Source organism: Rickettsia gravesii BWI-1 (genome assembly GCF_000485845.1).
In the GTDB taxonomy this organism is placed as follows: Bacteria; Pseudomonadota; Alphaproteobacteria; order Rickettsiales; family Rickettsiaceae; genus Rickettsia; species Rickettsia rickettsii.
On record NZ_AWXL01000020.1, the window covers coordinates 15001 to 28970 of the forward strand.

The window sequence follows — 13970 nt, forward strand, 5'->3', positions numbered from 1 at the left end:
CCGACTAATAAATACACATCATTATACTCTTTTAATTTAATCAGCATCCTTATTTTGGTTGGATCGGATTTTACTTCCACCGGTTCACCTAAATCCGCTTTTTTAATTAAATGTGCAGGGATAGTTGCAAATGATAATGAAAAACTTAAATAACTATTAGCTACTATAGTATTAGTAGATTTGTTTAAAACTATAGCCTCATCAAGCGAACGCATCTCTGCTTCAGTATTAAGTGTTTTAGTAAATAAAGCGGGATTGTGAATTAAATCGTAATACATATCGCTTAAATCTTCAGCAACGGCTAAAGCCGTTTCTTTTAGCTGTAATTTATGCTCGGCAATATAAGATTCTGCAACTATCACGGATTGATCAAGAACCGTAGAAATCTTCTTATCAAACCAAGCTTGAACACTAAGATTAAAAAAATAAACAGAAAATACCGAAACAATTATAGTTGGAATAGCTGCAACTAAACTAAAGGCAATTACAATACGATTTTGTAATTTAGAACTATCGTTAGTATTATTTTTAGTAAAAAATTTTTGAGTTAGTAAAACACCTAAAATTAAAAAAATTGCTAAATCAACTAATAAAAATCCAATAATCGTACTAAAATTCTTTGATTCTAAAGATATCACATAAAAAGTAGCACAAGCAAAAATAATAGCTGCTGTTGCTAAAGTAAAAATTAGTACTCTACTAGAAAAATAAGAACGTAAATTTTGTTTAAGATAACTAAGCATAGATACTGTTTATATGACTATAACAGTTCTTTATAACATAAAAAAAAGCTAATTGGAAATATTTCAAGTTTAAGTACCTTATTGTCATTTCTGCAAAAGCGGGGTGTTGTTGCATTGATTGTTTTTATGTCATTCCCGCGGAAGCGGGAATCCAGTCAAACATATAAAAACTTGTTTTTTTATTATATTTATTTCATCAAATACGTAAAATTTTGTATGGCTATTTTTTGGATTCCTGCTTTCGCAGGAATGACATCTTGAACGTTCGTACAACACATGGTCAAGCAACTAGATGACAATAAAAAAAGCTAGAAATATTAATATTTCTAGCTTTATATTTAGTATGAAAATTGTTTGAAATTTTATTCATCAAACATTTTTTTACGAGCAAATTTTCTCTGTCTTCTCGCTGCTTCTTGTACTTTACGAACACGTTTCGCTGAAGGTGTTTCATAATAACGCTGTTCTTTCATCTTACGAAAATAAAGCTCTCTTTGTAGCTTTTTCTTAAAATTCTTAAGCGTATTATCACAATTACCGGCGTGAACATTTACTAGTATCACTAAAATTACTCTCCTTAAAAGATATTGTGGTTTATTGCACTATACCCTATAATTAAGTTATATGTCAAGGTTAAAAATATGAGCATTCAAGAAGAACACCATATCAAAAAAATAAGCTTCGTGCAATCTTTATTAGAATTATTACCGTTTAATGAATGGAATAATAAACTACTCGAAGCAGCAGAAGAAAAATGCGGTTTTGCAAAAGGCTATAGCTTAATAGTTTTTCCAGAAGGTTTATCCGAAATAGTAGGATTCTTGGAAGAGTATTTAGATAATATTATGCTAGAAAGCTTAAAGATAATAGCAGAACCATCAAAAATAAGAGAAAAAATATCTTTAGCCGTAAAGATTAGGGTCAAAACCGTACTTCCTATTATTCATAGTAAGAATGCCGCTTATTTTGCATTAAACCCAATACAAGGAACTGAAGTTGCATTCCGTAGTTGTGATGCTATTTGGCGTTATGCCGGTGATAAATCTCTTGATCTTAACTATTATACCAAAAGAAGCTTATTGCTCTCGGTTTATGTTTCATCTATTCTTTTTTGTATCCAAGACGAATCAGAAAATTATATTGAAACCGATAAATTTATTGAGACTGCCGTAGAAAATATAGTAAAAACTTTCTCACAGATGAAAAAATTACTCGCCCCTTCAAATATCCCCATAGTTAGAATGTTTACGTAGATATGCTTAATGGGTAATATTAACTCCATATCAAATATAAAAATGCTATGAAACTTATAAATAAAGTTAATAATGAATTACATTTAATCACTTATCATAAGGCTGTAAAAGAAGCTCAAGCATTGTTTAAACAACATGGTTCTAAATCAGAATCATTTGTTGATGAATTTTTAAAGCAGAAATATCAAGAAGCAAATAAAGAAAATTCTAAATTTTAACTTGTAATCCAATAATGTCTTCTCATAACAATAATTCTTGATTCTTCTTCCTTGATGGCTTTACTTGCGGAAGAAAAAGGACAGGAAAAAATTATCCGATATATACAGCAGACAAAGTTTGGGCTAGCTTACAATTAAGTTGCAATATTGTTTTGATTCGCTAATTCACATAATATGAAAACTCACTTTAAAAAAGAATGTTCTAATAAAGAACATGAGAGAACATTAGTTAATAATCAAGTTATCCCTATAAGTTATTTCGGTGAAAATTCAAAAACACTGAAGATACTTTTCTCTGAACTTGCTAAAGCGTATAAAAATAATTTAGATCTTCAAGAGAAGATAAATGATGACAAATATTATTCTTATAAAACAGAAAAGAAATATGTAGGTTTAAAAGCAATCGCCTATACCGAAGAACAACAATATTGAGAAAAAGAGCTTATAGAAAAAACTAAATAAATCGAGTCGAAGCCAATATATACTTATCCACCTAGGAAAAAATTAAAAACTTATGATGATATTTCTTTAGCAAAACCAATTTATATATCCAACTATTAAATTATAACGTATGTATAAGACAAATTAAAGGCTATGAGCCAATTTATAAAAAAGCACGGATAGAGAAAGAGACGATAAAGAGCCGTACTGTTTACTAAATATAAGAATGTACCTGAGTATAAAGAGATTCAAGTGAAAAAATTTAACGCAGTGAAATATAATGAAGATATTAATAGTATAAAGATAACAATAAAGAATTTAATATTTAAAATTTGTGATTTTCTAGCTCTTATGAAAACTATTAATTTAGAGCAAAAACAAAAGCTTCTACTAAATTTAAGTAATAAAGTAGAAAGTGGTGCTAAAGTACAGTACCTTAGCGATTTAACAAAATATACTAAGGTTGAAGTAATGTTTAAATATTTAAATGAAGAGTGGAAATATCTAGGATACGAAGCACAAATATTATCGGCTTATGGAAACTGAAACGATAGGTAGTAACTAATAGTGAAATGAATTGAGTTAGACAAAATTTCTATATCATCTTTTAATCTGTAATACACCTTATTACTTTCTTAAATACCTTAAAAATTCTTGTATTATGACCTCTCTTGCATATAATTAAGATATTTTTAAAAATAATTTCTAAAATTAATGACAAATACTAAATATTATCCTGAAGTTAGCTCGAATGCTGATTTTGCAGGCTTAGAGCGAGAGATACTAAAATTTTGGCAAGACAATAATATATTCCAAAAATCTATTGATGATAGGCACGGAGAGTCAGAATTTATTTTTTATGACGGCCCGCCTTTTGCAAACGGTTTGCCGCATTACGGTCATTTGCTTACCGGCTTTATTAAAGACGTATATGCTAGATACCAAACCGTAAAAGGTAAGAAAGTCGAGCGTCACTTTGGCTGGGACTGTCACGGTCTTCCTGCTGAAATGCAATCAGAGAAAGAACTTGGCATTTCAGGGCGTCTTGCAATAGCTAATTTTGGTATAGAGAAGTTTAATGCACATTGCAGAGCTTCGGTAATGAAATATGCTAATGATTGGGAAGAATATGTAACTCGTCAAGCAAGATGGGTGGATTTTAAAAATTCTTATAAAACGATGGATAAGAATTTTATGGAATCCGTACTTTGGGCATTTAAGGAGTTATATAATAAGGGGGTATTGTATGAATCTATGCGGGTAATGCCTTATTCTTGGGCATGCGAAACACCGCTTTCTAATTTTGAAACAAGACTTGATAATTCTTATCGTGAGCGAGCCGATAAAGCTGTAACGGTGAGTTTTGTACTATGTCATCCCGTGGCTACGACCACAGGATCTTTTAAAGAATACCGTATACTCGCTTGGACGACGACACCTTGGACATTGCCATCAAATTTAGCCTTAGCAGTCGGTAGTGATATAGATTATGCATTAGTCCCTAAAAATGATGTTTGTTATATAATAGCTGCCTCTTCCGTCTCTAAATATGCTAAAGAATTAGGACTTAGCGGTGAAGAAAATTTTGAGATAATTAAAGGCTCAGAACTTCAAGGATTGAGCTATAAATCTTTATTCGACTATTTCGAGAATCATCCAAACAGCTTCAAGATATTTGCAGGCGATTTCGTGGTTGAGGGTGACGGCACGGGAGTCGTACATATGGCTCCAGGCTTTGGTGAAGATGACCAAATACTTTGTGAATCGAAAGGTATTGAGCTTGTTTGTCCTGTTGATAATAGCGGTAAATTCACTAAAGAAATTTCTGATTTAGAGGGCTTACAAGTATTTGATGCAAATGACAAAATAATAATCAAACTGAAAGAGCAAGGAAATTGGCTAAAAACCGAGCAGTATATTCATAATTATCCTCATTGCTGGCGAACAGATACGCCTCTTATATATAAGGCTGTTCCGTCATGGTACGTAAAGGTTACGCAGTTTAAAGATAGAATGGTAGAGTTAAATCAGCAAATTAACTGGATACCTTTCCATGTTAAAGATAATTTATTTGGTAAGTGGCTTGAAAATGCTCGTGATTGGTCGATAAGCCGTAATAGATTCTGGGGAACGCCACTGCCTGTATGGAAGTCCGATGATCCAAAATATCCACGCATAGACGTTTACGGCTCTATAGAGGAATTAGAGAAAGATTTTGGTGTTAAAGTTACTGATTTACATCGTCCGTTTATAGATGAACTGACAAGACCAAATCCCGACGATCCAACCGGTAAATCAACAATGTGTAGAATAGAAGACGTGTTTGATTGCTGGTTTGAAAGCGGTTCAATGCCATATGGGCAAGCCCATTACCCTTTTGAAAATAAAGAGTGGTTTGAGAATCATTTTCCGGCTGATTTTATAGTTGAGTATTCAGCTCAAACACGCGGATGGTTTTATACTTTAATGGTGCTATCTACTGCTTTATTTGATCGCCCACCATTTTTAAATTGTATATGCCACGGCGTAATTTTAGACGCTACAGGTCAAAAACTTTCAAAGCGTCTTAATAACTACGCCGATCCGCTGGAGCTATTTGATAAATACGGCTCTGACGCTTTAAGAGTTACGATGTTATCTTCAAACGTTGTTAAAGGTCAGGAGCTATTAATTGATAAAGACGGCAAAATGGTATTTGATACGCTTCGTCTATTTATCAAACCTATATGGAATGCTTACCATTTCTTTACGATGTATGCTAATGCCGATTCGCTTAAAGGCGAGCTTAATTTTAGCTCTAAAAACGTACTTGATGTTTATATATTATCTAAGCTTAAAATAGCCGTACAAAAAATTGAAGAGAGCTTAGATAATTTCGATACGCAAACAGCTTATCATGCAGTTTCAGAATTTTTTGAAGTGTTGAATAACTGGTATATAAGACGAAGCCGAGCTAGATTTTGGAAAAGCGAAAAAGATACAGATAAGCAAAATGCTTATAATACTCTATATTCATGTTTAGAAACCATGGCTATTGCGATGTCGGCACTAGTACCTATGATTTCGGAAGCGATATATAAGGGATTACGTCATTGTGAGGAGCATAACGACACGGCACTCTCAGGAAAATCAAACGTCATTGCGAGGAAAGACACAAGTCTTGACGAGGCAATTTCAGGAGTATCTCATAAGATTGCCACGGCACTTTCAGTGCCTCGCAATGACGAGATTAGCGTACATCTCTGCAACTACCCTACTCTCTCAGATTTTGAAATAAATCACGAGCTGGTTGCTACTATGGATAACGTGCTTGATATTTGCAGTAATAGCCTATTTATCCGAAGCACTGAAAATATCAGGGTAAGGCAGCCACTTGCTAGCATAGCTATTATCAGTAAACATAATAACAACCTCAAAGATTTTGAAGATTTAATTAAAGATGAAATTAATGTTAAGACGGTAATTTATCGTGACGATCTAGAGAATTACGCAAGCAAAAAACTATCTATTAATTTCCCAATGCTTGGTAAACGTTTGCCACATAAAATGAAAGAGATTATAGCCGCTTCTAAAAAAGGTGAGTGGGAAGCTATCGCAGGCGGCTTAGCTATATGCGGTGAAACCTTAAATAGTGACGAATATAAGCTAGTTTTAGAGCCGTATTCACATATCAAAGGAGCAGCAAGTTTTGAGAATAATAGTAGCTTATTAATACTTGATTTAGAGCTAACACCTGAGTTAATAGAAGAAGGATACGCAAGAGACATTATACGCTTTATACAACAGGCTCGAAAAGATGCCGATTTCTCTATCACTGACAGGATTTTAATTGAGATAATAAGCGAGTTTGATTTATCTAAGATAATTGATAATTATGGAGACTTTATTCAAGAACAAACTTTAGGCGGGTTTGCTAAAAATTTCATACCTGATTATGTAAGTAAAGTAGAATTAGAGAACCATCAAATACAACTTAAAGTTAAGAAATCGTAAATTATTTTACTATCAATTAAGATATTGATAATTTACTTAGATTAATCTATAGTACGCACGCTATAAATTAATTTAAGGTAAATTATCATGCACAACTCCTCCACAGCTCCGGGGGGTTCTAAAACTAAAAGAACTACTAAAACAGAAAATGTAATAACTCTAGGGTATTTAAAACAATATTTTGATGCGTTTCATCCTAAAGACGAGACAGCATTAAATATTGTAGCTAGCTTAGATGATCCGAATTTAAATAAAATAAATCTCATGGAAGGCCTTATATCGCAAGGTGCAAATAAATACAAAGCATTAGAATTTGCACTTAAAAACAATAATGCACAAGCTGAATATTTATTTAATCATCTTACGTTTGAACCTAATCCCAGCCTAATACAAGCAATACACAATAAAAGTTTAATTTTAGTAAAGTATTTTGTAGAAGAAAAAGGAGCGAATGTAAATTTTAGTCATTATGGTTCTAATACACTAAATGTTACTGCCGGTTTGGAAGAACCTTACAAAACAGACATTACGTGTGATCTTTTAATAAAAGGAGCAACTTATTTAAATACAACCTTAGAAGAAGCAGCACAAGGTGGTCAAAATGTAAACGATCTTCATAAGCAAATCTTTTTTAAAGCAATAAACGAAAATAAGCTTGAAGTAATTAAAAAATTTGTTGAAATATACGGTTTTGATGTTAATACTGAATATCGTTTTACACACCATTAAGTACCGCAAATTTAAAAAATAGAAAAGAAATTGCAAAGTATCTTTTATCTAAAAATGCTAATTTAGATGTAGCTCTAGAAATAGCAACAATATACGGTAATTTAAATGCGGTAAAAACATTATTAGATGCAGGGGCAAAGATTAACAGCAATAAAGATGTATCACCTTTAATGCTTGCATCAGAGCATGGCAGGTCACAATAGTAAAATATTTACTTAAACACGGTGCTAACTATAATGTTAAAGGATGGGAAAAAGATAACTTACATAGCGATGTATCGTGTCAACTAACTCAAATCACTGAGATTTCTACATTGTGTGAAAAAGCTAATAATCCTAACCACTAATATATATTAGAGAGGATATTAAAAACAATTATATCATCACATTATGACGGATATAAGAACTTATCATCAGAACAAATAAAGCAAAAATTTTCTAAATTCAAAAAACAACTATCTAAAGATTTACAAAATTTCGCAGAAATTAAAGCACTGTTAGAAGATTGTTTTGAAATAGGAACAACTATTACTGCAAACATCTTATTAATTTTCACTAAAAAATATCTGAAAATATAAATAATTGAATTATCCTTTACAGAACTTAGTATATCAAGCAAATTCTAATAATACCTGCCCTCTTACAACATTATCCTTTTCATTAACAAAAATTTTAGCTATTTTTCCGTCTCTTTCGGCAAGAATCAGGTTTTCCATTTTCATAGCAGTTAAAATCATAATTTCTTGTCCTGCCGTCACTTCCTGCCCTTCTTTCACCTTTATCGCAGCAATCTGACCGCTTAGAGGAGCTTGTAGTTCGGAGCTTTTTTCCACCACTACTTTTGAGACCATCAACGCTTCAAGTTCTGATATACGAGGAGAGCGTACAAAGGCTTTTACACTAATACCGGCATGCGATAATAAATAACCGGTTCTGATATTCTCAATTTTCACATTTGTCTTTTTACCGTTAATTATAGCCGTAAAAAGTTCATTACCTAAATTCCAGTTACTACGAATATATATTCTATCGCTTTCGTGACGTATATTATAGCCGTTTTCAACAGGTGTAATTAATACGGGAAATAGTTTATCATCGATAGTTACTACCCACCTTGTACCTATTTTGTTAGCCTGATTGTTAATATTGCCGGAAATTAAAGAAGCACGTCTTTGCTCCGATATATAAATAAAAATAGCCGTTGCTAAAAATACGGTAGTTACTTCTGAAGTTAGACTAGCTCCGGAAAAACCGTCAGGATATTCTTCTTGAATAAAGGCAGTAGAAATATCGCCGCTAACAAAGCGTGGATGTAGCATTACCGCTTCTAAGAAACTGATATTATGAGCAATACCGTTAATTATGTAAGAACTCAAAGCAGAATGCATTAGCTCAATTGCCTGCTCTCTTGTTTCACCGTAAGTACATAATTTTGCAATCATTGAGTCATAAAACATACTTACTTCGCCACCAAGCCCAATCCCTGTATCTATACGGATATTAGGACTCTTTGCAGGTTCGGAATAAGCTATAATTCTACCGCTAGAAGGTAAGAAACCTCGGCTTGGGTTTTCGGCACAAATGCGTGATTCAAATGCCCAACCTTTTAATTTTACATCATCTTGCGTAAATGATAATTTCTCACCGGCTGCGATTTGTATCATCTCTTCAACGATATCTATACCGGTAATTAGCTCAGTAACAGGATGCTCGACTTGCAACCTAGTATTCATCTCTAAAAAATAGAAATTTTTATTGCTATCTACTATAAACTCAACGGTACCGGCCGAATAATATCCCACTTTTTGAGATAAGGATATTACCTGCCGATACATTTCTTGCCTTATATCTTCAGTAATAAAAGAACTTGGTGCTTCTTCGATTACTTTTTGATGGTGACGCTGTATTGAACATTCCCGCTCTCCGAGACATACACTATTGCCGTATTGATCGGCAATTAGCTGAATTTCGATATGACGGGGAGTTTGAATTAACTTCTCAATAAATAATCTATCGTCACTAAAACTATTGGCTGCTTCAAGCTTTGCTGACTCAAAAGCATTGGCCATTTCAGCGGGATTATTCACTACTCTCATACCACGCCCACCGCCGCCGGCAGCCGCTTTTACTATTACCGGAAAACCAATCTCTTTAGCAATATCTATAGCTTGTTTAACATCGTTTATAGTTCCCATATAACCCGGCACGGTGCTAACTCCGGCTTCTATCGCTATCTTTTTTGCTTCGATTTTATCGCCCATTTTTTTAATAGTTCCGGCACTCGGTCCTATTAAAACAACACCTTCTCTTTTAAGAATATTGGCAAAATTTGGATTTTCTGATAAAAAACCGTAACCTGGATGTACTGCACTTGCGCCACTTTCACGAATCGCCGAAATAATATTTTTAATAGATAAATAACTTTCCGTTGCAGGGGAATCACCTATATAATAAGCCTCATCTGCATGCTGCACATACATTGAGTTTGTATCTGCTTCAGAATATACTGCAACCGACTTTATCCCCATCTTTTTTAAGGTACGTATTATCCTAACGGCGATCTCGCTACGATTAGCAATTAAAATTTTATCAAATAATGGTTTATTCATAGTTTTTTGTATCCTAATGTCATCCCGTGGCTTGACCACGGGATCTCAGAATATAGTCTGTGGCACAAGACCCCGTGGTCAAGCCACGGGATGACAGCTAAAGCGGCAAATTATCATGCTTCTTCCAAGGCAGTTCTACTTTTTTAGTACGCAGGAAATTTAACGCCTTACATATTCGCCATCTGGTATTTTGCGGTCTTATAATATCATCCAAATATCCCCTAGATGCCGCAACAAAAGGTGAAGTTACTACTTTCCTATATTCATCGATTTTTTGTTTTTTAGCTTCAGGGTTTTTACATTCTTCCTTAAATATTATCTCGGCTGCTCCCTCTGCCCCCATAACAGCGATTTCCGAATTAAACCAAGCATAGTTTACATCGCCTCTAAGATGCTTGGAGTTCATAACTATATAAGCACCTCCATAAGCCTTACGGGTAATTACAGTAATCTTCGGCACTGTAGCTTCCGCATAAGCGTATAACAGCTTAGCCCCGTGTTTAATAATACCGTCATGCTCTTGGGATGTACCAGGCAGAAATCCAGGCACATCAACAAGGCTTACTATAGGAATATTGAAAGCATCACAAAATCTAATAAATCTTGCTGCTTTTCTTGAGGCGTTTATATCTAAACATCCTGCTAAATGCAAAGGCTGATTAGCCACAAATCCTACCGGATAACCTTCCATATAACCAAAGCCAATAATGATATTCTTAGCAAAATCAGGTTGTAGTTCAAAAAATTCTCCTTCATCAACGATACGCTCAACAAGCTCTTTCATATCATAAGGCTTATTAGGAGTGTTAGGTATTAACGTGCTAAGAGACATATCAACTCTATCGGCAGGATCAACAGTCGAACGAACAGGAAGAGGACTACGATTGGATGACGGAAGAAAATTAAAGAATTTACGAATTTCAAGCAATGCTTCTATATCATTGTTGAATGCAAGATCGGCAACGCCGCTTTTAGTGGTATGCATCCTAGCACCACCGAGCTTTTCTTGGCTTACTTCTTCACCCGTAACGGTTTTTACTACATCGGGACCGGTTACGAACATATAAGAACTATTCTTAACCATAAATATAAAATCGGTTAAGGCAGGAGAATATACTGCACCACCGGCACAAGGTCCCATAATTAGGGTAATTTGAGGGATGACACCCGACGCTAAAACATTACGCTGAAATAATTCACCGTATCCGGCCAGAGCATCAACCCCTTCTTGAATTCTTGCTCCCCCTGAGTCGTTAATACCGATTACGGGAGCACCGGTTTCTATAGCTTGATCGATAATATCGCAGATTTTCTTAGCATGATATTCGCCGAGAGAGCCGCCGAGCACAGTAAAATCTTGGCTATAAATAAATACCAACCTACCGTTTATCGTACCGTGTCCCGTTACAACGCCGTCACCTAAAAACTTTTTATCCTGCATCCCAAAATTATCGCATCTATGGGATACAAACATACCTGTTTCGGTAAAGCTATTCGGATCTAATAATACTTCTATGCGTTCTCGTGCAGTTAACTTACCTTTTTGATGTTGTGAGTTGATCCTAACTTCACCGCCCCCTTGCCTTGCAATATTTCTTCTCGCATCCAGTAACTCAGGAGAGATTATATTACTTTGATTCATAGATTATTTATAGTTTTATTTTCCAAAATATCCAATATAATATAATAATGCTAATGTGAAAAGATAATTATTTATGTCATCTACCAAAGATATCAAAGAAGCACCGAAAAAAGCCAAATCACCGGCTAAATTTGATAATTTATCAACTGCCTTAAAAAAGAATTTACAAAGAAGAAAAAAAGTTAAAACGAAAGATACTACAAGCCAAGCTTCATCTGCATTACAAACAATAATAAAAAATTATACTGATTCTACGGACAAAAAAATTTCTCTTGTAGATGAATTAATAAAATCAAGACGCTTAGAAATAGAAAGTCAATAAGCACCACATTTGACATATTAATATAAATTGCTAATATTTGGGGAGTTTAGGTTTTGTTGCATAGCTCGCTTATGTCATTCCCGCCTACGCGGGAATCCAGGGTAAAGCGAGATAAATCGAGTTTTTAGTTTTAAAAACTTACTGTATTTATATTTTTTAATTACTGGATTCCTGTTTTCACGAGAATGACATAAGCGAGCTATGCAACAAAATTGGCATTTAAAATATTTTATATCATGGACACAAACAAATTATATCTTTTCAAAGATAGACGATTTTTACCGAATTTTATAGTGCAGTTATGCGGTTGTCTTAATGATAATATATTAAAAAATGCTCTGGTAATCCTTATAACTTATGGTATTTCAGGAGCTTTAAGTAAATATAATAATCTACTTGTTTTAATTGCTAATGCTACTTTTGTATTACCTTTTATAATATTCGCAAGCATAGCAGGACAAATTGCCGACAAATACGAGCGTGCAAATCTTATTAAAATTATTAAGATTTGTGAAATCGGTATAATTGCCTTTGCAATTCACGGATTTCATCATAATAATCTATTAATCCTGTTTTGTTCTATTTGCTTAATGGGTATACATTCTACTTTTTTCGGTCCAATCAAATATAGCGTATTACCTGATCACCTAAATAAAGACGAACTACTTGGAGCTAACGGCTTTGTTGAAGCCGGAACTTTTATCGGTATTTTTATCGGTACTATAATCGGCAGCTATTATACAATCAGCAATAATTTTATAATTTATTCCTTAATTACCATCGCTTTTCTTGGCTTTATTACAAGCCTTTTTTCCCCAAAATCTAAAAACGCAAATCGTGATATTAAAATAAATTTTAATATTATAGATGAAAGCATAAATATGATTAAATATGCCAAAGCAAAAAAACAGATATATTTAGCTATACTTGGTATTTCATGGTTTTGGTTTATCGGAGCTGCTATAATTTCTCAAATACCTTTACTTGCTAAGATAACTTTTAAAGCTGATGAGAATGTTGCTAATTTATTTTTAGCGGTTTTCTCGCTTGGTGTTGGGGTCGGTTCGTTTTTATGTAGCAAAATATTTGAAGATGAGATTACCGTTAAATATCTATTTATTTCAGCCCTAGGCATTAGTATTTGCGGTATTGATTTATTCTTTGCAAGTAGAATTAGCTCAGTTAACTACGAACCTACTCAGCTAAAAAGTATTTTAGTATTTTTATCGAAAAGACATAATTGGCGAATAATTATAGATTTGTTGTTCTTAGCTGCAATAGGCGGATTATATATCGTTCCTCTTTTTGCGATATTACAGCATTACGCAAACCCTGCTCATCGTAGTCGAATTATTGCCGTTAACAATCTTATCAATTCTATTTTCATGGTGGGATCAACAATAATTCTATCTTTATTATTTTACCTAAATTTCACTATACCCTGGATTATATTATTTATTAGCCTAGCTAATATAATCGTTACTATACATATTTACCGTTTAATACCTGAAGTTAAAGTTATTCCGTTTAAGCTATTGCGAAGAATATTCCAAATCTGTTTTGATCTTATGTATAAGGTTGAAGTTAAAGGATTTGAAAATTTTCAAAAAGCAGGTAAAAAAGTAGTAGTGGTCGCTAACCATATTTCATATCTAGATCCGCCACTAATTGCTACTTACTTACGAGAAGAAATGACTTTTGCAATTAGTCCCGATATACAAAAAATATGGTGGATTAAACCGTTTTTACGTATGGCAAGAACTTTGCCGGTTGATCCAAATAACCCAATGGCAATAAAGACTTTAGTAAAAGAAGTACAAAAGGATCAGAAAGTAGCAATTTTCCCTGAAGGTAGAATAAGCGTTACCGGCTCTTTAATGAAAATATACGAAGGACCGGGAATGATTGCCGATAAAGCCGGTGCTACCGTCTTACCGGTTAGAATAGACGGTACTCAATTTACTCATTTATCAAAATTAAAAAACATATTAAAAAGAAAAATATTTCCTAAAATTACTATA

Annotated in this window: 12 protein-coding genes and 1 pseudogene (1 of these 13 running past the window's edge); 9 read left to right on the forward strand and 4 right to left on the reverse strand. The window is 33.6% G+C overall.

The window, feature by feature from the left end; translation table 11 throughout:
- Both RGRA_RS0106125 and rpsU read right to left on the reverse strand, forming a co-directional pair.
- On the reverse strand, window positions 1-743 hold the 5' end (the start) of the coding sequence (locus RGRA_RS0106125; protein ID WP_017442433.1) for a sensor histidine kinase NtrY-like. 1057 nt of this gene lie to the left of the window's left edge; only the first 743 of its 1800 coding nucleotides appear in the window; its start codon is at window positions 741-743; its stop codon lies beyond the left edge, outside the window.
- 362 nt (window positions 744-1105) lie between these two features.
- A complete protein-coding gene (gene rpsU, locus RGRA_RS0106130) occupies window positions 1106-1306 on the reverse strand; it encodes a 30S ribosomal protein S21 (RefSeq protein WP_004997902.1) in 201 nt (66 codons plus the stop codon).
- 78 nt (window positions 1307-1384) lie between these two features.
- Here rpsU and RGRA_RS0106135 point away from each other — a divergent pair, with 78 nt between their 5' ends.
- From RGRA_RS0106135 to RGRA_RS14440, 7 genes and pseudogenes are all read left to right on the forward strand, one after another.
- Window positions 1385-1996, forward strand: a complete 612-nt coding sequence (locus RGRA_RS0106135) for a COQ9 family protein (protein WP_017442434.1) — start codon at window positions 1385-1387, stop codon at window positions 1994-1996.
- Window positions 1997-2043: 47 nt separating this feature from the next.
- Window positions 2044-2214 carry a hypothetical protein gene (locus RGRA_RS12380; protein ID WP_169720534.1) on the forward strand — a complete coding sequence of 57 codons (171 nt, stop codon included), beginning with the start codon at window positions 2044-2046 and terminating at the stop codon, window positions 2212-2214.
- Window positions 2215-2388: 174 nt separating this feature from the next.
- Window positions 2389-2646 carry a hypothetical protein gene (locus RGRA_RS0106145; RefSeq protein ID WP_017442435.1) on the forward strand — a complete coding sequence of 86 codons (258 nt, stop codon included), beginning with the start codon at window positions 2389-2391 and terminating at the stop codon, window positions 2644-2646.
- Between the two features lie 261 nt (window positions 2647-2907).
- Entirely contained in the window at window positions 2908-3201 is a 294-nt protein-coding gene (locus RGRA_RS0106155) for a hypothetical protein (protein ID WP_017442436.1), read from the forward strand.
- Between the two features lie 168 nt (window positions 3202-3369).
- Window positions 3370-6648, forward strand: coding sequence for an isoleucine--tRNA ligase (gene ileS / locus RGRA_RS0106160; protein WP_017442437.1), 3279 nt, complete (start codon window positions 3370-3372; stop codon window positions 6646-6648).
- Between the two features lie 414 nt (window positions 6649-7062).
- The gene (locus RGRA_RS0106170) at window positions 7063-7377 is read left to right on the forward strand and encodes a hypothetical protein (protein WP_051354060.1); all 315 of its coding nucleotides are present in this window, start codon (window positions 7063-7065) and stop codon (window positions 7375-7377) included.
- Window positions 7356-7490 (forward strand): annotated as a pseudogene (locus RGRA_RS14440) (ankyrin repeat domain-containing protein); the annotation flags it as partial. The gene RGRA_RS0106170 and the pseudogene RGRA_RS14440, both read left to right, overlap by 22 nt.
- Before the next feature lie 497 nt (window positions 7491-7987).
- Here the strand turns inward: RGRA_RS14440 and RGRA_RS0106180 are convergent.
- A complete protein-coding gene (locus tag RGRA_RS0106180) occupies window positions 7988-9985 on the reverse strand; it encodes an acetyl-CoA carboxylase biotin carboxylase subunit (RefSeq protein ID WP_017442439.1) in 1998 nt (665 codons plus the stop codon).
- Window positions 9986-10082: 97 nt separating this feature from the next.
- Window positions 10083-11627 carry an acyl-CoA carboxylase subunit beta gene (locus tag RGRA_RS0106185; RefSeq protein WP_017442440.1) on the reverse strand — a complete coding sequence of 515 codons (1545 nt, stop codon included), beginning with the start codon at window positions 11625-11627 and terminating at the stop codon, window positions 10083-10085.
- Between the two features lie 73 nt (window positions 11628-11700).
- Between RGRA_RS0106185 and RGRA_RS0106190 the strand changes: the two genes are divergently transcribed.
- Together RGRA_RS0106190 and RGRA_RS0106195 are read left to right on the forward strand one after the other, a co-directional pair.
- Window positions 11701-11949, forward strand: a complete 249-nt coding sequence (locus RGRA_RS0106190) for a hypothetical protein (RefSeq protein ID WP_017442441.1) — start codon at window positions 11701-11703, stop codon at window positions 11947-11949.
- Window positions 11950-12185: 236 nt separating this feature from the next.
- The coding region (locus RGRA_RS0106195; protein ID WP_024547369.1) for an MFS transporter at window positions 12186-13970 on the forward strand (1785 nt) is incomplete at its 3' end.